The 21,712-nt window shown below is 71.0% G+C and carries 25 protein-coding genes and 1 pseudogene; 15 read left to right on the plus strand and 11 right to left on the minus strand.

Going from position 1 to position 21,712, the window contains the following annotated elements; all coding sequences use genetic code 11:
• Positions 1-117: 117 nt before the first annotated feature.
• Both EV193_RS00885 and EV193_RS00890 read right to left on the minus strand, forming a co-directional pair.
• The gene (locus tag EV193_RS00885; RefSeq protein ID WP_130342004.1) at positions 118-696 is read right to left on the minus strand and encodes a DNA-3-methyladenine glycosylase I; all 579 of its coding nucleotides are present in this window, start codon (positions 694-696) and stop codon (positions 118-120) included.
• Positions 693-1,010: a DivIVA domain-containing protein gene (locus EV193_RS00890; RefSeq protein WP_130342005.1), complete on the minus strand. Its 318-nt coding sequence runs from the start codon at positions 1,008-1,010 to the stop codon at positions 693-695. The genes EV193_RS00885 and EV193_RS00890 overlap by 4 nt, the downstream gene beginning before the upstream one ends.
• Before the next feature lie 182 nt (positions 1,011-1,192).
• Between EV193_RS00890 and EV193_RS00895 the strand changes: the two genes are divergently transcribed.
• The 4 genes from EV193_RS00895 to EV193_RS00910 all read left to right on the plus strand — a co-directional run bounded on the left by EV193_RS00895 (position 1,193) and on the right by EV193_RS00910 (position 5,935).
• On the plus strand, positions 1,193-1,465 hold the full coding sequence (locus tag EV193_RS00895) for a hypothetical protein (RefSeq protein WP_130342006.1): 273 nt from the start codon (positions 1,193-1,195) through the stop codon (positions 1,463-1,465).
• 202 nt (positions 1,466-1,667) lie between these two features.
• Positions 1,668-4,259 (plus strand): class III lanthionine synthetase LanKC, encoded by a 2,592-nt coding sequence (gene lanKC / locus EV193_RS00900; protein ID WP_130342007.1) that lies wholly within the window; start codon positions 1,668-1,670, stop codon positions 4,257-4,259.
• 157 nt (positions 4,260-4,416) lie between these two features.
• On the plus strand, positions 4,417-5,643 hold the full coding sequence (locus EV193_RS00905) for an MFS transporter (protein ID WP_130342008.1): 1,227 nt from the start codon (positions 4,417-4,419) through the stop codon (positions 5,641-5,643).
• 1 nt (position 5,644) lies between these two features.
• Positions 5,645-5,935: a hypothetical protein gene (locus tag EV193_RS00910; protein WP_130342009.1), complete on the plus strand. Its 291-nt coding sequence runs from the start codon at positions 5,645-5,647 to the stop codon at positions 5,933-5,935.
• Positions 5,936-5,939: 4 nt separating this feature from the next.
• Here EV193_RS00910 and EV193_RS00915 read toward each other — a convergent pair whose 3' ends face one another.
• The 3 genes from EV193_RS00915 to EV193_RS00925 form a co-directional block, all read right to left on the minus strand.
• Entirely contained in the window at positions 5,940-6,938 is a 999-nt protein-coding gene (locus tag EV193_RS00915) for a hypothetical protein (protein ID WP_130342010.1), read from the minus strand.
• 266 nt (positions 6,939-7,204) lie between these two features.
• Positions 7,205-7,918, minus strand: coding sequence for a permease prefix domain 1-containing protein (locus EV193_RS00920; RefSeq protein WP_130342011.1), 714 nt, complete (start codon positions 7,916-7,918; stop codon positions 7,205-7,207).
• Positions 7,900-8,238, minus strand: a complete 339-nt coding sequence (locus EV193_RS00925; RefSeq protein WP_130342012.1) for a helix-turn-helix transcriptional regulator — start codon at positions 8,236-8,238, stop codon at positions 7,900-7,902. Before EV193_RS00925 ends, EV193_RS00920 begins: the two co-directional genes overlap by 19 nt.
• A gap of 145 nt (positions 8,239-8,383) precedes the next feature.
• On the opposite strand from EV193_RS00925, the gene EV193_RS00930 reads away from it, so the two are divergent.
• The 5 genes from EV193_RS00930 to EV193_RS00950 are packed head-to-tail and all read left to right on the plus strand — an operon-like array spanning position 8,384 to position 14,314.
• Positions 8,384-9,655 (plus strand): cytochrome ubiquinol oxidase subunit I, encoded by a 1,272-nt coding sequence (locus EV193_RS00930; RefSeq protein WP_130342013.1) that lies wholly within the window; start codon positions 8,384-8,386, stop codon positions 9,653-9,655.
• 11 nt (positions 9,656-9,666) lie between these two features.
• Positions 9,667-10,671 (plus strand): cytochrome d ubiquinol oxidase subunit II, encoded by a 1,005-nt coding sequence (gene cydB / locus EV193_RS00935; RefSeq protein ID WP_130342014.1) that lies wholly within the window; start codon positions 9,667-9,669, stop codon positions 10,669-10,671.
• Positions 10,672-10,677: 6 nt separating this feature from the next.
• Positions 10,678-12,270, plus strand: a complete 1,593-nt coding sequence (cydD, locus tag EV193_RS00940; protein ID WP_130342015.1) for a thiol reductant ABC exporter subunit CydD — start codon at positions 10,678-10,680, stop codon at positions 12,268-12,270.
• Positions 12,267-13,844 (plus strand): amino acid ABC transporter ATP-binding/permease protein, encoded by a 1,578-nt coding sequence (locus tag EV193_RS00945; RefSeq protein WP_130342016.1) that lies wholly within the window; start codon positions 12,267-12,269, stop codon positions 13,842-13,844. The genes cydD and EV193_RS00945 overlap by 4 nt, the downstream gene beginning before the upstream one ends.
• Positions 13,841-14,314: a GNAT family N-acetyltransferase gene (locus EV193_RS00950; protein WP_165401163.1), complete on the plus strand. Its 474-nt coding sequence runs from the start codon at positions 13,841-13,843 to the stop codon at positions 14,312-14,314. The genes EV193_RS00945 and EV193_RS00950 overlap by 4 nt, the downstream gene beginning before the upstream one ends.
• An 86-nt stretch (positions 14,315-14,400) precedes the next feature.
• Here the strand turns inward: EV193_RS00950 and EV193_RS00955 are convergent, their stop codons facing one another.
• Together EV193_RS00955 and EV193_RS34870 are read right to left on the minus strand one after the other, a co-directional pair.
• Complete coding sequence (locus EV193_RS00955) at positions 14,401-15,312, minus strand: glucosyl-3-phosphoglycerate synthase (protein ID WP_130342018.1); 912 nt, start codon at positions 15,310-15,312, stop codon at positions 14,401-14,403.
• 191 nt (positions 15,313-15,503) lie between these two features.
• Positions 15,504-15,698: pseudogene (locus tag EV193_RS34870) on the minus strand (dihydropteroate synthase); the annotation flags it as partial.
• A 177-nt stretch (positions 15,699-15,875) separates the two neighbouring features.
• On the opposite strand from EV193_RS34870, the gene EV193_RS00965 reads away from it, so the two are divergent.
• On the plus strand, positions 15,876-16,544 hold the full coding sequence (locus EV193_RS00965) for a lysophospholipid acyltransferase family protein (protein WP_130342830.1): 669 nt from the start codon (positions 15,876-15,878) through the stop codon (positions 16,542-16,544).
• Positions 16,545-16,556: 12 nt separating this feature from the next.
• On the opposite strand, the gene EV193_RS00970 is transcribed toward EV193_RS00965, so the two are convergent.
• From EV193_RS00970 to EV193_RS00980, 3 genes are read right to left on the minus strand one after another with little or no spacing between them, the layout of a single operon-like run.
• A complete protein-coding gene (locus tag EV193_RS00970; RefSeq protein ID WP_130342019.1) occupies positions 16,557-16,853 on the minus strand; it encodes a hypothetical protein in 297 nt (98 codons plus the stop codon).
• A gap of 41 nt (positions 16,854-16,894) precedes the next feature.
• On the minus strand, positions 16,895-17,449 hold the full coding sequence (locus EV193_RS00975; protein WP_242613076.1) for an LOG family protein: 555 nt from the start codon (positions 17,447-17,449) through the stop codon (positions 16,895-16,897).
• Complete coding sequence (locus tag EV193_RS00980) at positions 17,446-18,219, minus strand: LOG family protein (protein ID WP_130342020.1); 774 nt, start codon at positions 18,217-18,219, stop codon at positions 17,446-17,448. The genes EV193_RS00975 and EV193_RS00980 overlap by 4 nt, the downstream gene beginning before the upstream one ends.
• Positions 18,220-18,314: 95 nt before the next feature.
• Between EV193_RS00980 and EV193_RS00985 the strand changes: the two genes are divergently transcribed.
• Positions 18,315-18,761 (plus strand): hypothetical protein, encoded by a 447-nt coding sequence (locus tag EV193_RS00985; RefSeq protein ID WP_130342021.1) that lies wholly within the window; start codon positions 18,315-18,317, stop codon positions 18,759-18,761.
• Entirely contained in the window at positions 18,758-19,147 is a 390-nt protein-coding gene (locus EV193_RS00990) for a hypothetical protein (protein WP_130342022.1), read from the plus strand. The genes EV193_RS00985 and EV193_RS00990 overlap by 4 nt, the downstream gene beginning before the upstream one ends.
• Here the strand turns inward: EV193_RS00990 and dapE are convergent.
• Positions 19,128-20,192 carry a succinyl-diaminopimelate desuccinylase gene (gene dapE / locus EV193_RS00995; RefSeq protein WP_130342023.1) on the minus strand — a complete coding sequence of 355 codons (1,065 nt, stop codon included), beginning with the start codon at positions 20,190-20,192 and terminating at the stop codon, positions 19,128-19,130. The two genes, EV193_RS00990 and dapE, sit on opposite strands and share 20 nt — an antisense overlap.
• Before the next feature lie 85 nt (positions 20,193-20,277).
• Between dapE and EV193_RS34655 the strand changes: the two genes are divergently transcribed.
• Genes EV193_RS34655 through EV193_RS01005 form a run of 3 tightly spaced genes read left to right on the plus strand, consistent with a single transcriptional unit; the run spans position 20,278 to position 21,695 of the window.
• On the plus strand, positions 20,278-20,535 hold the full coding sequence (locus tag EV193_RS34655) for a sigma factor (protein ID WP_423202116.1): 258 nt from the start codon (positions 20,278-20,280) through the stop codon (positions 20,533-20,535).
• Positions 20,532-20,837 carry a sigma-70 family RNA polymerase sigma factor gene (locus tag EV193_RS34660; protein ID WP_423202117.1) on the plus strand — a complete coding sequence of 102 codons (306 nt, stop codon included), beginning with the start codon at positions 20,532-20,534 and terminating at the stop codon, positions 20,835-20,837. The genes EV193_RS34655 and EV193_RS34660 overlap by 4 nt, the downstream gene beginning before the upstream one ends.
• 9 nt (positions 20,838-20,846) lie before the next feature.
• Complete coding sequence (locus tag EV193_RS01005) at positions 20,847-21,695, plus strand: hypothetical protein (protein ID WP_130342024.1); 849 nt, start codon at positions 20,847-20,849, stop codon at positions 21,693-21,695.
• The last annotated feature ends 17 nt before the right edge of the window (positions 21,696-21,712 follow it).

Genomic DNA, 21,712 nt, shown 5'->3' on the forward strand with positions numbered 1-21,712 from the left:
TCCGAGGTGAACCAGTGCTGAACGGCGTGCAGAGCGCGGGACTCGCCGATGCGGGGCGCGGGACTCGCGGGTGCAGGGCGCGGGACTCGCCGGTGCACAGCGCGGGACTCGCGAGGGTCAGGTGGCGCGCCAGCAGCCGGCGATGTGATCGTCGACCATGCCGGTGGCCTGCATGAGGGCATAGCAGGTGGTGGGGCCGACGAACGCGAACCCTCGGCGCTTGAGCTCCTTGGCCATGGCGGTCGACTCCGGGGTCACCGCCGGCACGTCGTCCATCGAGGACGGCCGGGTCCGCCCCTCGGCGGGTGGCGCGAACGACCAGAGCAGCGTGTCCAACGGCTCGTCCAGCTCCAGCAGGGCGCGCGCGTTGCCGATCGCCGCGTCGATCTTGCGACGGTTGCGCACGATCGCGGTGTCGGCCATCAGCCGTGCCACGTCGTCGTCGCCGAACTTCGCCACGGCGGCGGGATCGAAGTCGGCGAACGCCCGCCGGAACCCGTCGCGCTTGCGCAGGATCGTCAGCCAGGACAGCCCGGACTGGAACGCCTCGAGGCACAACCGCTCGAACAGCGCGGCGTCGCCGTGCAGCGGCACACCCCACTCGGTGTCGTGGTACGCGGCGTAGTCCGGCGTCGAGCCGCCCCACGAGCACCGTGCCCGGCCGTCTTCCCCGACGACCGCCGAACCATCTGTCACCGAGGCGCCTCGTGGTCGGTTTCGGCCACCTGCTCCTCCAGCTCGGCGACCCTGGCGCGCAGTGAGTCCAGCTCGCCGCCGAGCCGCTGCAGCACCCAGTCCACCTCGGACATCTTGTAGCCGCGCACCACGAGCTGGAAGCGCAGGTCGCGCAGATCCTCGCCGGTGACGCCGGACGCGGGCAGCCTGGTCGGCGACGCGCCGGGTGGCAGCGGCGGCAGCTCCTCGCCCCGGCCGAACACCACCGAGGCGAGCACGAACACCACGGCCGCCACGAGGATCATGACGACCAGGTAGATCAGCGCTGTGGTCACGCCACGATGGTGGCACGACACCCCGTGAAGGTGGCGTTCACCCCGCCTTCACGCGTTACGGTCACGTTCCTGCCATGGTGTCCGTCCTGTTGCTGACAACGCCGGTTCTTCCCTACGTCCGCCGGATTGCGGAAAGTTATCCCGCCCGGTACGGGCGCCAGGAGCGATCATTTGGGGAGATCATGAGAAACCTGACCAGCCGCGTCGCCGCCGTCTTCCTCGCCGTGGCGGCGACGTTCAGCATCGGAACGACCGCACTCGCCACCCCGGCGACTCCACCGTCGGCGTTATCGCCGATCCCGTCGGACGGCGACCCCAGCGAGTGTCCGCCGCCCCCGGGAGGCCCGGTGCCGCAGTCACTCCCCCAGTCGGCCGGCGACGAACCGGGCCAGGGCGAGCCAGGCCAAGGCGACCCCGGCGAGGACGACCAATGCGGAGCATTCGCCTGGGGCTGACCGCCTGCGATTAAGACCCTGAAAGGGTGCTCGATCGGTTTCGAACCGATCGAGCACCCTTTTTCTTTGCCCGATCCCGTGTCACGTTCCTGCCATCGCGTCCGTCCTGTTGCTGCCCGACAAATCCCTTTCCGCGAGCCCGCCGTTCGCCGAGCATTGTTCGCGACGGGACAACGACCGGTAAGCCAGGGAGTGATCGACCATGGATCAAATGCTTTCCCTGTACTGCGTCGCGGACGAATCGTTCTTCGACCGGCCCGACCGAATGGACGACGGCGCCACCAGGTTCGCCGTGGCCGATCGCCCGGCTCCGACCAACTGGGGCCGGGGCGAGTCGGACCTCTGGGTCGGCCTCGCGTCGCCCCACGGCCGCCCACCGGCTCAGGGCTGGAAGATCCACGTCTCGGTGACCAGGGAAGACGCGGAGCGCTGCCTGGACATCGTGTGGGACTACTGCGCCGCGAACGATCTCGACTTCAAGTTCCTGCGCAGCGCCGACGCGATGCTGATCCTCAACGCCAAGTACGCGCGGCGCGGGTCCAGCGGAAAGCTCGTCACGCTGTATCCCCGTGACGACGCCCAGCTCGCACACGCGTTGACCGAACTCGACGCGCGACTCTCCGGCCTTTCCGGCCCTTACGTTCTCGGCGATCTGCGCATCGGAAAGGGACCGCTCTACGTCCGTTACGGCGCTTTCGACGAAATGTGGTGTCACGACGGCGGAGACGATCCGGCACTGGCCATCGCCGACCCGCGCGGGGAATTGATTCCGGACCGGCGCGAGCCCGTGTTCACCGTCCCGGAATGGGCGGCGATCCCGGACGTACTGCGTCCCCATATCGAGGCGCGGACGAAAGCGAGCGCGGCGGATTTCCCTTACCGCGTGACCGAGGCGCTGCACTTCTCCAACGGCGGCGGCGTCTACGTCGGCGAGGACTCGTCCGGCACGAAGGTGGTGCTCCGGGAGGCCCGGCCGCACGCGGGCCTGGACCGTCACGGCACCGACGCGGTCCAGCGGCTGCGCCGTGAGCACGACACGCTGGCCCGGCTGTCCGGCCTGGACTGTGTTCCCCATGTGCTCGACCACCGGGTGGTGCAGGACCACCACTTCCTGGTCGAGGAGTTCATCGAGGGCACCACGCTGCTGCGGGCGATCCAGACGCGCAGCCCCTCGCTGGCGCCCGGCGCGTCCAGCGAGGAGATCACCGGACAGATCCGCGACTACCGCGACTGGGCCGTGGACGTTCTCGAGCGAATCTCGACCGCACTGCGCGCCGTCCATTCGCGCGGCGTCCGGTTCGGTGACCTGCACCCCGCGAACATCCTGATCCAGCCCGACGGCGAGGTCGTGTTCGTCGACTTCGAGTTCGCCGCCGACCTCACCGACGACGTCCCGCCCGGACTCGGCGCGCCGGGATTCATCGCACCACCAGGGCTGACCGGCGCCGAGGTGGACCTCTACGCGCTGAACTGCCTGCGGGTCTACCTGTTCACGATGTTGACGCCGCTGACCGACCTGGACCGGGCCAAGGCGGTCACGCTGGCCGCCGAGGCGTGCCGGGACAACGCGATGCCGACCGAGTTCGCCGACCGGTTCGTCGCGGCCACGCACCCGGCCGGCGCCACGCCGGCACCTGATCGCGCCGCCGACCTGTTCGCCGACCCGTCCTGGCCGACGATCAGGGACTCGCTGGTCGCCGGCATTCTGGACAGCGCGACGCCGGACCGGACCGATCGGCTGTTCCCCGGCAGCCCGCAGCAGTTCCGCACCGGCGGCTTCGACCTCGCCCACGGTGCCGCCGGCGTGCTGCTCGCGCTGCACCGCGTGGGCGCCCCGGTGGCCGACGAGCACGTCGGCTGGATGGTGCGCGCCGTGCAGGACGCACCGACGCGCCCGGCACTGGGTCTGTACAACGGGCCGCACGGCGTGGCCGCGGTGCTCGACGAGCTGGGCCGGCGCGACGAGGCGCTCGATGTGCTGGACGTGGCGCGCGCCTTCGACCGTCTGCCGGCGTCGGACACGCTCTACGGCGGGCACGCCGGCCGGGCCGTCAACCTGCTGCACTTCGCCCGCGCCACCGGTGACCAGGAGTTGCGGGCCGCCGCGCTGGAACTCGGCCACGACGTCGCCGCACGCGCGGCGAGCGGGACCTGGCCGACCGGTCGCGGCCTGCTGCGCGGACCGTCCGGAGTGGCGCTGCTGTTGCTGCACCTGCACGAGGAGACCGGCGACGCCCGCTATCTCGATCTCGCCTGGCAGGGCCTGCGGCGCGATCTGGACAACGGCGAGACGCTCCCCGACGGGACCTTCCAGTTGCGCGCCGAGCACCGGGCGGTGCCGTATCTCGACGGCGGCGGCAGCGGTGTCGCGCTCGTACTGCACGAGTTCACCCGGCACCACCGGGACGCCGAAACCGACCGGATCATGGCCGGCATCCGCCGAGGGTGCGCCGTGCCGTTCGTCTACCTGCCCGGGTTGTTCTCCGGGCGCGCCGGCTTCGTGGCGACGCTGGCGCGGCTCGGCACCGACCGTGACGTGCTGCGCGAACACGTGCACCGCTTCGGCTCACATGCGTTGTCGCGCAACGGAAACCTGGTCTTCCCAGGTGATCAGTTGCTGCGGCTGTCCCTGGATCTGGCGACCGGCTCGGCGGGCATTCTGCTCGCCCTGCACGCGGTCTTCGACGGTACGCGCGCGGTGCTGCCGTACCTCGAGACCCGGTCGCCGACGCCCGTCCGCACCCGTGAAGGAGGTGAACAACATGACCAACATCCTCGACCTGCAGGGCCTTGAGGTGGACGGTCTGGCCTTCGGGGCCGAGACCTGCCCGAGCAGCAAGTCCGTCGTCATCATCGTCACCCAGCGCTGACCGCCTTGGTGACGCGGTGGTTCGCCGCCTTCGCCCGCGGACGCGGCGAACCACCGCACGATCCGGATTACGGAGACACCCATGGGCGAGACGATCACGGCGGTTCCGCTGCGCCGCAATCGCGACTTCCACCTGATCTGGGTGGGCGGCACGCTGGCCGGCCTCGGCTCGCGGATGGCCGCACTCGCCCTGCCGCTACTTGTGTTGCAGCAGACCGGTTCCACGGCCAAGGCGGGTCTGGTCGGCTCGATCTCGGCCGCCACGTTGTTGATCGCGATCATCCCGGCCGGCGCGGTGGCCGACGCGGTCGAACGGCACCGGCTCATGCGGTACTGCGAACTCGCCGGGTCGCTGATCGCGGCCGCGCTCGCCGCGACGGTGCTCGCCGGGTCGCCCGCCATGCCGGCGGTGGTGATCACCAGCGTCGCCGTGGCGATCCTCGGCAGCCTCTACGCCCCGGCCGCCATCGGGTTGCTGCGTGCGGCGGTGCCGGCCGACCAACTCGGCCTCGCGATGTCCCGGCTGCAGGCCAGGAACGCCGCGACACAGATCGCCGGGCCGCTGGCCGGCGGCGCGCTGTTCGGGGTGGCACCCGCGCTGCCGTTCGCCGTGCAGGCGGGCGCGATGTTCGTGTCCTTCGGCTGCCTGCTCACGATCCGAACCCGGTCGAGGCCGGCGCCGGACGCCACCCGCCTGACTCCGCGCCAGATCACCGCCGGCTTCCGATTCCTGTGGCAGCAGCGGTATCTGCGCACGATCCTGATCGTCTACGGCGCGGGGATGAACGCCACGTTCAGCGCGCTCATGCTGGTCACGATCACGGCCAGCGCGCACGCCGACCCGAGCGGACGGTCCAGCGGCCTGATCGTCGCCCTCGCTTCGATCGGTTCGTTGGCCGGCGCCCTCGCCGCGCCTCGGCTGCGCTCGGCCGACGCGCCGCACACGGTGCTGACGCTGACCTCGTGGTGCATCGGGGCGGCCACGCTGTTGTTCGTCGTGGTCACCCAGCCGCTCGCGCAGGGCCTGCTGCTCGCCGTCGTGCTGTTTCTGTCCGGCGTCGCGAACGTCGCGTTCGAGACCGAGCAGGCCAGGCTCACGCCAACCGACCTCGCCGGCCGGGTCGAGGCCGCGGCCATCTTCATCTCGATGATCGCCCAGCCCCTCGGTCCACTCGGCGGCGGTCTCCTCGCCGAGGCGTACGGCCCGGCGACCGCATTCCTCGTCATCGGCGCGCTGATCGCGATCGTGGCGGGCTTTCTCACCTTGTCGTTCAGGCGAATCAATTCCGACACAACAGGAAGGCAATGAAATGGGAAGAACAGTTCGGTGGCTCGGTGCCGTGGCCGCGGCCGGCACGGTGGCGCTGTCCGGAGCGGGCGTGGCCGCGGCGACGCCGGCACCCGCGGTTTCCGGCTACTACACGGGATTCGGCTCCGGTTCGTCACAGCAGCTCGCACTCTGGTCGGCGCAGGATCAGGCGTACTGGAAGGCCAGTATTGGCGGGTTTCGCCGGTTCGACTGCCGCGTGACCTATTCGAACGTCACCGGTGGCCCGTATTCGTATTCGGCGTATGTGAACCTCTACTGCTGGCGGCCGTGAATCGTCAGATCCAACCGCGGCGAGTGGCCTCGACGCCGGCTTCGAATCGGCTGCCGGCGTCGAGGCGCTCCATCAGCTTCGCCACTCGCCGCCGCAGGTGCCGCACCGAGATGCCCGCCGCCCTGGCCGCCGTCTCGTCGGTACTCCCGGACGCCAGCAGCGCCAGCACCTGGCGGTCCTCGTCGGTCGGGACGAACGCCCGCTCGTCCTCCTCGTCCGCCCACGGCAACGGCCGCGCGGCGTCCCACAGTTGGTCGAACAGCCGCATGAAACCCATGACCAGGCCCGGCTGCCGCACGATCTGGCCGCCGAGGTGGCTGCGATCGGGATCGATCGGCACCACGACGACCCGCTTGTCCATGATGATCATCCGGTCCAGCGAGTCGTCGGTGATCCGCACGGCCGCACCGGCGGCCACGATGTCGCGCAGGTAGTCGCGGCAGTACTGGTCGGCGAGGAACGTCGTGTTGTAGATGATCCGCATGTCGACGCCGCGCCGCAGCGCCCGCAGGTCCAGCGGCCTGCTCGCGTTGAGCATCTCCTCGCTGAGCGCCCCGCCCGGCTGGACCGCGTACACGGTCGACCTGGTGAAGAAGGCCAGCTCCTCGAGCCGCTCCCGCAACACCTCGAGGTCGGTGACGCGTTCGATGCCGCTGTCCGGATCGGCGACCAGGCCGGCCCGTCCGGCGAACCGCATGCCCAGCTCGGCGACCTCGGCCCGGGTGTCGCCGACGCGGCGGTGCATCCGCAGCAGCTCGTCCTCACGCCGCTCGATCAGGTCGCCGAGCGCGGACACCGGATGTGCCAGCGCCACGCCGAGGTCACCGTCCCTGGCCACCTTCGCCACGCCGAGTTCGACCAGGCCGTCCAGGATCTCGCGAGCCGTGTTCCGACCGCAGCCGATCAGGCCGGCGACGTCGGCCAGCGACATCGTCGGATCGTCGACCAGCGCGCGGTAGGCCAGCTCCTGCTGTTTGGTGAACCCCAGATCCGTCAGCGCCACGGCATCACCCCCAGGCTCCGGACAACCCGCACAGCATGTCCGGCCGCCGGGGCGTTGTCGAGCGTCGCCGCGATCGGCCGGCCCCGCCCCACGCCCCGATGTCCGAAACTTAGCGATCGCTCCATTCATGTTCGGCGTACTTTAGCCCGCTAAAGTCCCTTGGCCGCAGCAAAGGCGCAGGTCAGCCACAGGTCGGGCGACGCGAAATACGTGAAGGGTGTTGCGAATATGGGCGCGTCCATCTCGCCGAGGGCGACGTCCGGTGATCACACCAGGCACAGTGACAGCGAGCGCCTCGCCAGCAGGACCAGCCGCACCGCGACGACCAGTGCGGTGAGGCTCGCCAGCAGCAGTGGGAAGGGCGTCACCGTGACGCCGAACCCGAACGCGGCCGAGCCGGCGACCATGGCCAGCAGCGCGGCCAGGTGCACGGTCGCGGCGAGCATGGCGATGATCCCGCCGTGCCGGCCCACTCGCCACGGTTCGACCGAGGTGCGCGTCATGTACCGGGACGCGATCAGCCCGAGCAGCGCCAGCCCGGTGATCATCCACACCGCCACGTCGTTGAACCGCGCGATCACCAGGAACCAGTCCGGCGCCGTCCAGTTCATGTTGGACCACGAGCCGAGCCAGAGCTGGCGGTTCAGCTCCCAGAACAGGTTCATCGCGAGCGGCACCAGCAACACGGTGCGCAGCGTGCGCAGGCTGTGCGCCACGCCCAGCTCGGCCTGGTACTCCCTGGCGATCTGGTCCACCGGCCCGAAGTCGGCGACCGCGAGCCGCCGCGCCTCGGCCTCGGGTTTGCCGGAGGAGGCGTACGCCTCGGCCGCGTCGACCAGTCCGTCGCGCGCCTCGGTGAGCAGGTCGGCCTTGATCGACGCCGGCCCGCGCAGCCGCCCGTCCAACTCGGCGAGATAGTCGTCGATGTCGTGCCCGGTCATGCCCCTGTTCACGCCCCTGCTTATGTCGGGGACGGCCATGGCCCACCTCCGAGAACGCCGTCGATCGCCGTGGTGAACTCCCGCCACGCGGTGCGTTCCTTGGCGAGCGAGCGCTCACCGGTCGCGGTGAGCCGGTAGGTGCGGCGCTTGCGGCCGCCGACCGTGCTCCACTCGCTGGCCACGTATCCCGCGCGTTCGAGCCGGCGCAGCGCCGGGTACACGGTGCCGGTCGGCAGGTCGAGCGCGCCGCCGCTGCGCAGCTGCAGCGCCTCGATGATCGCGTAGCCGTGCAGCTTGCCGCCGTCCAGCGTGGCGAGCAGGAGCGCGTCGAGATGGCCGCGCAGCGCATCCGCCTTCATGAGTAGCCACCCTACTTGTCCTGGACTCGCGAGTCGTCCGTGACGCCCCTGATTTCCGATCTCAGGGTTGTCCCTGATTGCGTTCCGCCGCTACATGTAGGTTAGCTACCTATCGCCGTACAACGCATCAAGCAAAGGCCACACCATGAGTGACGCCGTTGATCTCGCGCGAATCCAGTTCGCCACGACCACCTCGTTCCACTTCCTGTTCGTGATGCTGACGCTCGGACTGGTCACCCTGGTCGCGATCACGCAGACGCGATACACGTTGTCCGGCAACGAGAACAGGCGGGAAACTCTCAGCAGGATGACCCGCTTCTGGGGCCACCTGTACGTGATCAACTACGCGCTCGGCATCGCGACCGGGATCGTCATGGAGTTCCAGTTCGGCATGAACTGGAGTGGGCTGGCCACCGTGGTCGGCGACGTGTTCGGCGCGCCGCTGGCCATCGAGACGCTGGTGGCGTTCTTCCTCGAGTCGACGTTCCTCGGGCTGTGGATCTTCGGCTGGGGCCGGCTGAACAAGTGGCTGCACCTGGCGCTGATCTGGCTCACCGCGCTCACCGCGTACGCCTCCGCGTTCTGGATCATGGTGGCCAACGCGTTCATGCAGAACCCGGTCGGCTACGAAGTCATCGGCGACGGCGGCGACGCCACAGTGCGGCTGACCGACTTCGGCGCGCTGCTGTCCAACCCGATGTTCGGCGACGCGCTGCTGCACGTGGTCGCCGGCGCGCTGGTGACCGGTGGGGTGTTCATGGCCGGCATCAGCGCGCTGCACTTCCTGCGGCGCACCACCGAAGTCGAGTTCTTCCAGCGCTCACTGCGCCTCGGTCTGGTGACCGCGGCGATCGCCGCGCCGGTGCTGATCGGCTTCGGCTTCGCGCAGTTCTCCACGATCGACGAACTCCAGCCCGGCAAGGTGAGCGAGGGCGGCGATGCCGCGGCCGCCGCGCAGGCCGAACTGGTCGCGAGGTACGGCCCCGGTGACTACATCACGCCCGAGTGGGCGAACGGGCTGTTCGGCCAGATGATCGAGTTCGGCTTCCTGCTCACCCTGGCCCTGTTCGCGATGGTGCTGATGCTGTTCCGGGGATGGCTGTTCCGCCGCCGGCTGCCGTTGCGGCTGCTGGTGGTCATGATCCCGATCCCGTTCGTCGCGGCGATCTCCGGCTGGTTGTTCCGCGAGGTCGGCCGCCAGCCGTGGCTGGTGTACGGGCTGCTGCGCACCGAGGACGCGGCGAGCCACGTCTCGGTCGGGTCGATGTGGGTGTCCCTCGTCGTGTTCACGGCGCTGTTCGCGGCGCTCGCGGTCGCCGACTGGGTGCTGATCGCCCGGGTCGCCCGCCGGGGGCCCGCGCCGGCCGAGGCAGCACTGCCACCACGTCCCGTCACACCTGAACCCGTTGCGCTGTAAGGGGATTGCACATGGACACGCTGTTGCTGGTCGTCATCGCGATGCTGTTCGCCGGGTACTTCGCGCTCGCCGGATTCGACTACGGGACCGGGTTGCTCTACCGCACGCTGGGCACCGACGAGCCGGAGCGGCGGCGGGTGCTCGGCACGGTCGGCCCGTTCTTCCTCGGCAACGAGGTGTGGCTGGTCGCCGCGATCGGGCTGATGATCGGCGCGTTCCCGCGCTGGGAGGGCGAACTGCTCTCCGGCGCGTACCCGATCGTTGTGGCGATCCTCGTCGGGTTGATCACCTTCACCGCCGCGTTCCAACTGCGTAGCCGCCGCGACGGTGCGCGGCGTCGCGTCTGGGACACGCTGGTGACCGGCGGCGCGGCGGTGACCGTCGCCGGCTGGGGGCTGCTGCTGGGCAACCTGGTGCGCGGCCTGCCGCTGGAGAACGGCCGGCCGGCGGGTGACGTGTTGGACCTGTTCTCGCCGTACGCGATCACCTGGGGCGTCGGGTTCGTGGCGCTGTTCGGGCTGCACGGCGCGGCCTTCATCGCGATGCGCACGGCGGGCAAGCTGGCCGAACGAGCCCGCCGCGCCGGCCGCGCGTGCGCCGGGCCCGCGGTGCTGTTCGTGGTGGCCGCCGGGGTGGGCGGCATGCTGTCCGACGAGGTCGGCGCTGCCGTGACGCGGCCGTGGCTGGCGATCGGCGGCGCCGCCGTGTTCGCCGCGCTGCTGATGACGGCGAGTTCGTCACTCGCCCGGTATCGGCCCCGGATCGCGTTCGCCTGCACCACGACGGTGTGCGCGCTGCTGATGCCGCTGCTGCTGGCCGCCCGCTACCCGAACCTGCTGACGTCCACAGTGGACTCGAAGGTGCTCACCGTCGAGCAGGGCGTGGCCGGCGGGGCGACGCTGGACGTGCTCGGCTGGGTCGCGCTGGCGGTGATCCCGCTGGTGTTGCTGCTGCAGTGGACGGTGTGGTGGGGCAACCGCCGCAAGGTCGATGAGCGCACGCCGCTGTTCTGGTAGGCCGCCGTGATCGACAAGGTGCTGTTGCACGAGTTCCCGCGGTTGCGGCGCTACCTCGGCACACTCGCGATCTTCGCGAGCCTCACGGCGGTGCTGGTGCTGGCGCAGGCCGAGGTGCTGGCCCGGCTGCTGTCCGGCGGTGCTTCCTGGACGCTGTTCGCGCTCGCCGCCGCGGTGCTCGCCGTGCGCGCGATCTCCTTGTGGTGGCAGGGAAATCTCGCCTCGCGGGTGGCCGCCAGGGTGCAGGCGGACGTGCGCTCACGGGTGCTGCGATCGGCCGCGGCTCCGGGCGGCGCGCCGTCCGGCGAGGTGTCCACGCTGGTCACCCGAGGTGTGGACGCGATCGAGCCGTACGTCGCCGGCTACCTGCCGACCGTGCTGGTGTCGGTCACCGTGCCGCTGGCGGTCGTGGCGCGGCTGTTCTTCGTGGACTGGCCGTCCGCGTTGATCATCGCCCTGACGCTGCCGCTGGTGCCACTGTTCGCCGCGCTGGTCGGCGCGCACACCCGGCGGCGCACCGAGCGGCAGTACGCGCTGCTGTCCCGGCTGGGCGGTCACTTCCTCGACGTGGCACGGGGTTTGCGCACGCTGATGCTGCACGGCCGGGCGCGGGCACAGTCGGACACGGTGCGCCGGATGGCCGGCGAACACGCCTCGGCGACCATGGGCACGCTGCGGGTGGCGTTCCTGTCCGCGCTGGTGCTCGAACTGGTGGCGACGCTGTCGGTGGCACTGGTGGCGGTGCCGGTCGGGCTGCGGCTGCTGACCGGCGGCGTGACGCTGCTGACGGCGCTGTTGGTGCTGCTGCTCGCGCCGGAGGCGTACCTGCCGCTGCGCGCGGCCGGCGCCCGGTTCCACGCGAGCGCCGAAGGGCTGGCCGTGCTGCGCCGCGCGATCGACCTGGAGCCGATCTCGGTGCCGCACAAGGGAAAGCGCGTCGACGCCCGAACGGCGGTCATTCGCTTCGAGAAGGTGACCGTTCGCTACCCCTCGCGCCCCGAGCCTGCCCTGAACGGGGTGAGCCTGACCGTGCGCCCCGGCGAACGCGTGGTGCTGGTCGGGCCGAGCGGCGCCGGCAAGAGCACGCTGATCGGTCTGCTGCTCGGGCTGGTCGAACCGGACGAGGGTCAGGTCACGGTGGACGGTGTCGACCTGCGCGACATCGACCTGGACTGGTGGCGCACCCAACTGTCCTGGGTGCCGCAGCGGCCGTGGCTGTTCGCCGGGTCGCTGGCCGACAACGTGCGGCTGTCCCGCCCGGACGCGACCGACGACGAGGTGCGCGCCGCCGCCCACGCGGCCGGGCTCGACCGCGTGTTCGCCGCACGGGGAGACAGCGCGCTGGACGAGCGCGGCAGCGGGTTGTCCAGCGGGGAACGCCAGCGGGTGGCACTGGCCAGGGCACTGTTGCGGACCGACTCGCCGATCGCGCTGCTGGACGAGCCGACCGCCAGGCTGGATGTGCGCACCGAGCACGCGGTGCTGTCCGGGTGGCGCAGGCTCACCGCCGGCCGGACCTCGATCGCCGTGGCGCACCGGCCGGCCCTGCTCGCCGGGGCGCATCGAGTGGTGCGGGTGCACGAGGGGCGGACCGCATGAGTCCACTGTGGACAGTGTTCGGCGCGCGCCGGGCCGCGCTGCTGGGCGCCGGGCTCACCTCGGCCGCCGCCGAACTTGCCGGCGTGACACTCACCGCGACCGCCGCGTGGCTGATCGCCAGGGCCGCCGAGATGCCGCCGATCGGCGCGCTGACCGTGGCGATCGTGGCGGTGCGCACGCTGGCGATCGGCCGCGGCGGGCTGCGCTACGCCGAGCGGCTCGCCGGGCACTCCGCCGTGCTGCGCTGTGTCGGCGAGCTGCGCGGACGGGTGTACGACACGCTGCTGGCCCGGCGGACGGCGGCGCGCGACGCCGACCTGCTCACCCGCGTGGTGTCCGATGTGGACGCGACGCAGGACGCGGTGCTGCGGTGCGCGATCCCGATGGCGGTCGGGCTCACCGTGACGCTGACGGCGGGTGTCGCGGCCGCCTTCGCCGATCCGCTCGTCGCGGCCGTCGTGCTCGCCGGACTGGTGCTGACCTGCGTCGTGCTGCCGGCCGGTTCGCTCGCGCTGGCCCGGCGGACGGCGGCGGCCACCGCACCGGGACGGGCCAGGCTGGCCGAGCAGACCGCGGACCTGGTGCACGGCGCGGCCGAGCTGACCGTGTTCGGTGCGGTGCCGGATCGGCTGCGCGACGCGGACACGACGGTGCGCCGGCTGGCCCGATCGCAGCGCGGCACGGCGGCGGTCACGGCCGTGCTCGGAGCGGGCGCCGTCGTGGTCCAGGCGGTGACCTGCCTGGCCGTGATCATGCTCGGCATCGCTCGCGACCTGCCCGGACCGGTGGTGGCGGCGATCGCCCTCGGCGCGCTCGCGGCCATCGAGACCACGATCCCGCTGGCCGGGGCGGCGGCGCGCTGGGCGGAGGTGTCGACCAGCGTGCGACGGCTGGGCGAACTGCTGACCGGGCCGTCCGCTGAACCGTCCACTGTGGAGGGTGTACGGCTGGAGGTGCCACCGGGGGCGCGCATCGGGGTGGTCGGTCCGACCGGCTCGGGCAAGTCCACGCTGCTCGACGGGTTGGCGCGGGAGCGGGTCGCCTGCGGTGTGCTGGCCGACGCGCACCTGTTCCACACCAGCGTGCGGCACAACATCGCGATGGCGAAACCCGGTGCCACACAACAGGATCTGGACCGGGTGGCGGCGCTGGTGCGGCTGGACGAGTGGATCGCGTCGTTGCCCGACGGCTGGGACACGGTGCTGGGCGAGTCCGGCGCGACCGTCTCCGGCGGCCAGCGGCAGCGGCTGCTACTGGCCCGCGCGCTGCTCGCCGCGCCGGCCGTGCTGTTGCTGGACGAGCCTGTCGAAGGGCTGGATCACGCCATGGCCGACGCGGTCCTGGCTGACGTGCTCGCCGCGAGTGACACGGTCGTGCTGGTGACGCATCGGCTCGCCCCGCTGGCGCACGGGTTCGACGAGATCGTGGTGCTCGACGGCGGGCGGATCGCGCAGCATGGCACGCACGAGGAGTTGCTCGCCCGCGACGGGTACTACCGGCAGGCGTGGCTCGCCGAGCGGATGCTCGAATCCGGTTGCGGCACAAACGATCCGTCGCGCACCCTGTCGGCGTGAACATCGTCGCGATCACTGAGGACGACTGGGCCGCGCTGCGGGAGATCCGGCTGGCCGCGCTGGCCGACGCACCGCGCGCCTTCGGGTCCACTGTGGACAGAGAACGCGCGTTCGGTGAGGAGCGCTGGCGTGAGTGGACCCGCCGCGCCCAGGTGTTCCTCGGTGTCGTGGACGGCGTGCCGAAGGCGATCGCCGCCGGCATGCTCGAGGCGGGCGAGGTGCAGCTGATCTCCGTCTGGGCGGCGCCGGGCGCGCGTGGCACCGGGCTCGCATCCGCCACGATCAGCGCGGTGATCGACTGGGCGTGCGCCGAGGGTCACCCGCGCGTGCGCACCTGGGTGGTCGAGGACAACCCGACGGCCGCGCGGCTCTACGAGCGCCTCGGCTTCCAGACCACCGGCACCCGCATGCCGTACCCGAACGACCCGACCATCGACAAGATCGAACTCATCCGAAAGCTTTCGCCATAGCTTTACCGAAAGCTTTCACGAAAGCTATTTCAAAAGCTTTCCGGTCAGCTTTCTCGATAGCTTTTCGGATAGCTTTTCCGAAAGCTTTAGACGCGGCCGAGGACCTGGGCCATCGGCGGGCGATCGGGCACCTGGGCGTCGGTGGTGTCGGGCAACCACTCCCCCGCCACCTGCACGAACTGGGTCAGCTCGCCGGTCACCGCCGCCAACTCGCAGCGCGCCAACGCGGTGGCCAGTACCTGCCGCGCCATCACCCCGAGATCGGCCAGCGACCGGTTGCGATGCCGCCGCAACCCCAGGTTGACCTGCGCGATCGCGTCCAGCCCGAAATGCGTGTGCGCGTCCAGCAGCAGCCCGATCTCCACCCCGTACCCGCCGGCGAACGGCACCGCCTCCAGCAGTTCGCGACTGCCCGCGTACTCACCGGCCAGCGGCTGGATCACACCGGACAACGCGGGCCGCAGCACCGACAGCAGCGGGCGCGCCATCAACTCGGTCACCCGGCCGCCACCGCTGTCCGCGTCGGACAGCGGGCGACGGTAGAACCCCTTCACCAGGTGCACCTCGGGCACGCACAGGATCGGACCGAGCAGCGCCGGCACGTAGTCCGGGCTCGGGTCCACCAGGTCGGTGTCCAGGAACACCAGCACGTCACCGGTGGTCGCGGCGAGCGAGCGCCACAGCACCTCTCCCTTGCCGGGCAACGGTTTCAGGTCGGGCAGCACGTCGCCGCGGTGCACCACCCGCGCGCCGGCCGCCTCCGCCACGGCGGCCGTGCGGTCGGCCGATCCGGAGTCGACCACCACCAGCTCGTCGACCACCGAGCCGAGCAGCGGCCGCACGCTGGCCACCACGCCGCCGACCGTCGCCTCCTCGTCCAGCGCGGGCAGCACGACGCTGACCGTGCGGGATCCCTTGGCGCGCAGCAGATCCCGCACAGTCCACTGTGGACTCTGCCAGGTCCGCGCCGCGAAGTGCGCCGCCGCCGCCCGATGCATCAGGCCAGCACCCGCACGCAGCGCGCCGGCGGGCGGGTACCGGCGATACCGGCCACCATGTCCGGCGCCATCCGGGCCGGGCGCACCTCGTGCGCCCGGAACACGGTCGCGCCCGCCCACGCCGCCACCGAGATGGCCGCGAGCGTGCCGTCCACCCGATCCTCCAGCCCGACGCCGAACTCGGCGGCGACCACCACCGGCACCATTCGGGCGATTTCCTCGGTGACATCCACCACCTCGCCCCGCGCGCCGGCCCGGACGCCGTCGATGTCCACGATGTCCGCACCCTCGGCGACCGCTCGGTCCACCGCGGCCGGCGCCGCGTGCTCGGCGAAGGTGGACCCCTTGTCGTAGAACGAATCCCGGGTCCGGTTGACAATCGCCATGACGAGCGCGCGGTCGTGCGACACCGTTTTGCCGCCGAACTGTAGATCCGTCACAAAGCCAGATCGTGCCACGACGTTCCCGGCAGACCCGGCATCGCTCCACGATAGTCACGATCTATGACAGTCGCGAAACGCCCCGCCCAGTTACAGTAGAGCGCGGAACGATGGAGGTACATGGTGATCTACCGGGTGTTGCGTGCCGTACTGCCGTTCCTGGCACGGATGTATTTCCGGCCTGTCGTGTCAGGGGCTGAGCGGGTTCCGCAGCGTGGACCGGTCATTCTGGCCATCAACCATCTCGCCGTGATCGACAGCTTCGTCGTCCCCATGATGGTGCACCGCAAGGTGGCGTTCCTGGCCAAGGCGGAGTACTTCGAAGGGCGTGGGCCGCGCGGTCGCCTGGTCGCGACGCTGTTCCGGGCGCTCGGCGCGGTGCCCGTGCAGCGGGACAACAGCCGGGCCGCGCTCGCCGCGCTGGACGTCGCCGGCGAGGTGCTGGCCAGGGGCGAGGCGTTCGCGATCCATCCGGAGGGCACCCGCTCGCTGGACGGCAAGCTGCACCGCGGCCGCACCGGTGTCGCCCAGCTCGCGCTGGAGGGCGGCGCCCGGGTCGTCCCGGTCGCGCTCATCGGCACCGACAAGGTGCAGCCGCGCGGCACGAAGATCCCGCGCCCGCACAAGATCGAGGTGCGGTTCGGCGAGCCGCTGGACTTCTCCCGCTACTCCGGCCTCGGCTCCACGCCACCGGTGCGCAGGGCAATCACCGACGAGATCATGTACGCGATCATGGAACTGTCCGGCCAGGAGTACGTGGACCAGTACTACAAGCGCCCCAACGCCGCGTAACTCGTCGGGCGGTCAGTGCTCGTCGTAGTGGTCGCCGTGGGATGCGTGCCGGTGGCCGTCGTGCAGGTAGTCGACGTGGTCGCCGTGCGGGACCGCGACGTGGCCGCAGCCGTCACCGTGCCTGTGGTGATGCGTGTCGTGCGCCTCGTGGCCGGCCGGCTCACACTCGTCGAAGTGCCCGTCGTGCGCGCGGTGCAGGTGCCCGTCGTGCACGTAGTCGACGTGATCGCCGTGCGGGACCGCGACGTGCCCACAGCCGTCGCCGTGCTTGTGATCGTGTCCGGTGTGTTCGAGATGCGTGGTGGTCATAACCACACGGTATGCCGATGTGCGCACTCACGCATGAGACATCACCCGGTTGGGGCGCAGGCGTCCAGCGCCTCGTCCACCGTGCTCACCACGGCCAGCGCGTCCAGCGCCGCCTGCGGCACGAACCCGCGGTCACGCAGGCCCTCGATCCAGGTGACCATGCCCGCCCAGTGGTCGTCCGGGTCCAGCAGCACCACCGGCTTGTCGTGCATCCGCAGATAGCCCGACGTCCACACCTCGAACAGCTCCTCGCAGGTGCCGAGCCCACCGGGCAGCGCGAGGAACGCGTCCGCGGCGTCGTCCATCAGCGCCTTGCGCTCGCGCATGGTCTCCACCACCCGCAGCTCACCGGCGTCCGGATCGGCCACCTCCAGCTCGACCAGCCCACGCGGGATCACCCCGTAGGTCGACGCGCCACCCGCCCGTGCCGCACGCGCCACCTCGCCCATCATCGACACCTTCGCGCCGCCCCAGACCAGCCCCCAGCCGCGCGCCGCCAGCTCCGTGCCGACGTCGGCGGCCAGCCGCAGGTAGGACTCCGGCACGTTCGAGTTCGACCCGCAGTAGACGCACACCGACCACTTCCCGGTGCTCAATGCGCGTCGCCCCAGGCCCGGTACGCGTCCTCGACCACCTCGATGGCGTCGTCCACGTCGTCGGTCAGGTGCAGCAGCGCGAGATCCTTCTCGCCGATCTTGCCCTCGGCGAACACCGCACTGCGCAGCCACTGGTACAGACCGTCCCAATAGGACTTTCCAAAGAGAACCACCGGGAACTTGGTGACCTTCTTCGTCTGCACCAGGGTGAGCGCCTCGAACAGCTCGTCCAGCGTGCCGAACCCGCCAGGCAGGCAGATGAACGCCTGCGCGTACTTGATGAACATCGTCTTACGGGTGAAGAAGTACCGGAAGTTCACCCCGAGGTCGACCCACGGGTTGAGGCCCTGCTCGAACGGCAGCTCGATGCCCAGCCCGATGGACAGCCCGCCGGCCTCCGAGCAGCCGCGGTTGACCGCCTCCATCGCGCCCGGCCCGCCGCCGGTGATCGCCGCGAAGCCGGCCCCGGCCAGCGCAGCACCGATGTCCCGGCCGAGCTGGTACTCGGGGTGGTCGCGGCCGGTGCGGGCGGACCCGAACACGGTGACCGCCTTGGGCACCTCGGCCAGCGCGCCGAAACCCTCGACGAACTCGGCCTGGATGCGCAGCACCCGCCACGGGTCGGTGTGCACCCAGTCGGCCGGACCGCGCGAGTCGAGCAGCCGCTGGTCGGTGGTGGTGTCCTCGACCCGCCGGGACCGGCGCAGCACGACCGGGCCGCGCTGCTTCTCCCTCGGGTGCTCCTCGTCCTCGCCCAGTTGAAGTGTCACGCCGCCGAGCTTAGGCCGTCGGAGATCGTCAGGGAGCGGACCGCGCCGAGCATGCGTCTCAGGTTCGAGTGGGAGTCGAGCGCGGGGAGCCGGACATGACCGAGACCGAGAAGGTCGACGAAGTGGACCATGCCAGGGACCGACACCGGAACGCGCTGCGGTTGAGCGCCGGCGGGACCCTGTCGTGTGTCCTGCTGGTGTCGACCGGAACCACCTGGCTGCGTGGGCAACGGTCGCCGTCGGACACCCACACGCTGTGGGGCTACGCCGACGCGCTGGAAAGCGGCTGGGTGCCGGCCGCCGTGCTGACCATGGTCTGCCTGCTCGTCGGCCTGTCGGCGGTCACGGCCGCCGGCGCGGTCGGGCCGCCGGTGGTCCACGGCGCGCTTGCCCTGCTCGCCGGTCTGACCGCCCTGTCCGTCGTGCAGTTCATGGCGACCGAGAGGTACGGCTACACCGTGGCCTACGGCGCCTACCTTGCGCTGGCCTGCGCGATCGGACTCGCCGTCGTGCACGGGAGCCACCCGGGGAGGCAAGCATGACCGAGGGCTACGCGCGGCTGTACGGGCCGCTGGCGGTGGTCACCGTGCTGGCCTACTTCCTGCCGATCACCGACCGCCGCGAGATCGACTCCGTGGCGGAGATGACGGTGAACGACGACCCGATCGCCGCCGTCGCGACGTTCGTGCTCGTCGCCCTGGTCGGGTGCCTGGTCGCGGCGACACTGCGGCCCGCGACGACGATCTGGCTACCCGCGTGGATCGCGATCACGTCCGGCATGTGCGGCGTGATGTTGCTGCAGAACAAGAACGCGCTGCCCGGGAAGGTGAACTCGATCGGCGCCGGCATCATCGTGCTCGCACTGGGAACGACGGTGCTCGCGGTGGCACACGCGGTGCACCTGATCGTCATCCGAGAAAGGCGCTGAGCACCTCGGCGCAGCGGCGGATCTGCGCCACCGGCACGTGCTCCTGCTGGGTGTGCGCCAGTGTCGGGTCGCCCGGCCCGAAGTTCACCGCCGGCATGCCGCGCGCGGCGAACCGGGCCACATCGGTCCAGCCGAGCTTGGCGACCGGCTCGCCCCCCGCCGCGTCGATCAGCTCCCGCGCGGCGGGCGCGGACAACCCCGGCATCGCCCCGGCCGCCACGTCCACAACGGCCAGCTCGTAACCCTCGAACACCTGCCGCAGGTGCTCCTCGGCCTGCGCGGGCGTGCGGTCCGGCGCGAACCGGTGGCCCACCTCCAGCCACGCCGAGTCCGGCACGACGTTGCCGGCCACACCGCCGCCGACCCGCACCGCCTGCAGGCCCTCGCGGTAGCGGCACCCGTCGATGTCGACCTCGCGAGCGGTGTACTCCTCGAGGCGGCGCAGCGCGTCGGCGAACGCGTGGATCGCGTTCACGCCCATCCACGCCCGCGCGGTGTGCGCGCGCCGGCCGGTGGTGGTCAGCTTGACCCGCATGTTGCCCTGACAGCCGGCCTCGACCACGGCGTTGGACGGCTCGCACACCACGGCGAGGTCACCGGCGAGCCACTCGGGCCGCTCCAGTTCGAGGCGGGTGAGCCCGTTGCTGTCGTAGTCGATCTCCTCGCAGTCGTAGAAGATGAACGTGAGGTCGTGGCGCGGCTCGGTGATCGTCGCGGCGAGGTGCAGCATCACCGCGTCGCCGCCCTTCATGTCCACGGTGCCCAGCCCGTGCATGATCTCGCCCTCGCGGCGGGACGGCAGGTTGTCGTTGACCGGCACGGTGTCCAGGTGCCCGGCGAGCACCACCCGCGACGGCCGGCCGAGTGAAGTCCTGGCCAGCACGGCGTTGCCGAACCGGACGATCTCCAGGTGGCCGGCCTGCTCGCGCAGCGCGCGCTCGACCGACTCGGCGATCGCGTCCTCGTCGCGGGAGACGCTCGGGATGTCCACGAGCGCGGCGGTCAACTCGACAGGGTCACCGGACAGGTGAAGCGAAGCGGTCACAGCGCGACCGTACTCGGAAACGGCGTGCAACCCGGCGACGCCCCACACTCGTGACTAGGGGTGGATCGGGCGAACCGGAGGGCGGATGGACGAGCGCGACAGGGCATTCAGCGAGTACTTCGACTCGCGCGCGAACACCATGCGCGGGACGGCGTACCTGATGTGCGGCGACTGGAGCCGCGCACAGGATCTCGTCCAGACCGCGTTCCTGAAGCTCTATCGGGCATGGGACCGGGTGTCGGCGCACGACACCCTGGACGCCTACACCCGGCAGATCCTGGTTCGGACGTACCTCGACGACAACCGGCTTTGTGAGACACAGCAACGCGAAGCGTTTCGATGAGAGGGTGGGGGCGGGGCAGAGGATGGTGGTTCCGCCGGGAGCGGGTCACCGACGAGCCGGCAGTCTCCGAAACCACGACGCACGACAGCGCCGAGGACCGTGTCGTCCTGCTGCGCGCGTTGGCGAAGGTGCCGGCACGGCAACGAACAGCGCTGATCCTGCGGTATTGGGAGGACCTGTCCCTGGAGGACACGGCGCGGGCGATGGACTGCTCGGTCGGCACGGTGAAAAGCCAGGCCGCCCGAGGTCTCGACAAGTTGCGCGAATTGGTGCCACCCGCCACGTCGGCTCTGTACTCCTGAGAGGACCTGATGAACGAGAACGAATTGCGCAACGGGCTGCGCGCGGCGATGTCGGGTGAGGCACCGCCGGCCACGCTGACCGGGGAGATCGTCGTCGAGCGGGCGCGCAGGGCCCGCCGGCGCAGGCAGGCCACGCTGGCCGGCGCCGGGAGCGCCGCCGCGGTCGCGCTGATCGCGGTGGGCGCGGTGGTGCTGCCCGGCATGTCGTCGGGCGAGCCGTCCGGTCAGATCGGCGTCGGCGCCCGTCCCACCAGCGTCTCGCCGACGCCCACGCCTGGCCGGCCCAGCTCCGGCTCGACCAAGCCGAGCACGTCGTGGCCCAACGGCCAGACCGATCGCACCGCACGCTCCGGGCCGGAGTACGACCGGGGCGCGCGGGTGCTGGAGGTGCTGACGATGCTGCGTCCGCCCGGCCATACGGCGCCGCCGGACGCGGCCGGCCTGACCTATCACCAGGCCAACTTCGAGGACCGGGTGAACGACCGGGAGACCTGGTCGTACCTGTCGTACCTGCCGGTGGCCAAGGACGGCGGTGTCGGCCGGCTGCTCGCCGAGGTGCACACCCCCGGCACCCGCTCGAACTCCGGAAACGGCTGCGAGCTGGCCAAGAAGTTCTGGGGTGTCGGCGGCCAGTGCCGGGTGGTCCAGGTCGGCGGAGCCTCGGTCGGCGTGGTCACCGACAGCGCGGACAGCCGGATCGACCAGGTGGCCGCGGTGCGCCGCGCGGACGACACGGCCGTGTTCGTCGCGCAGGCCAAGTCCTGGGAGCAGACCGGCAAGCCGCCGCTGCGCGAGCTGCCGTTCACGCCAGAGGCCCTGGCCGCGGCCGCGATCGATCCCCGGTTCGACGTCTCCTGATCAGGGGCGGCTACCGT

It is taken from the genome of Herbihabitans rhizosphaerae, assembly GCF_004216555.1.
In the GTDB taxonomy this organism is placed as follows: Bacteria; Actinomycetota; Actinomycetes; order Mycobacteriales; family Pseudonocardiaceae; genus Herbihabitans; species Herbihabitans rhizosphaerae.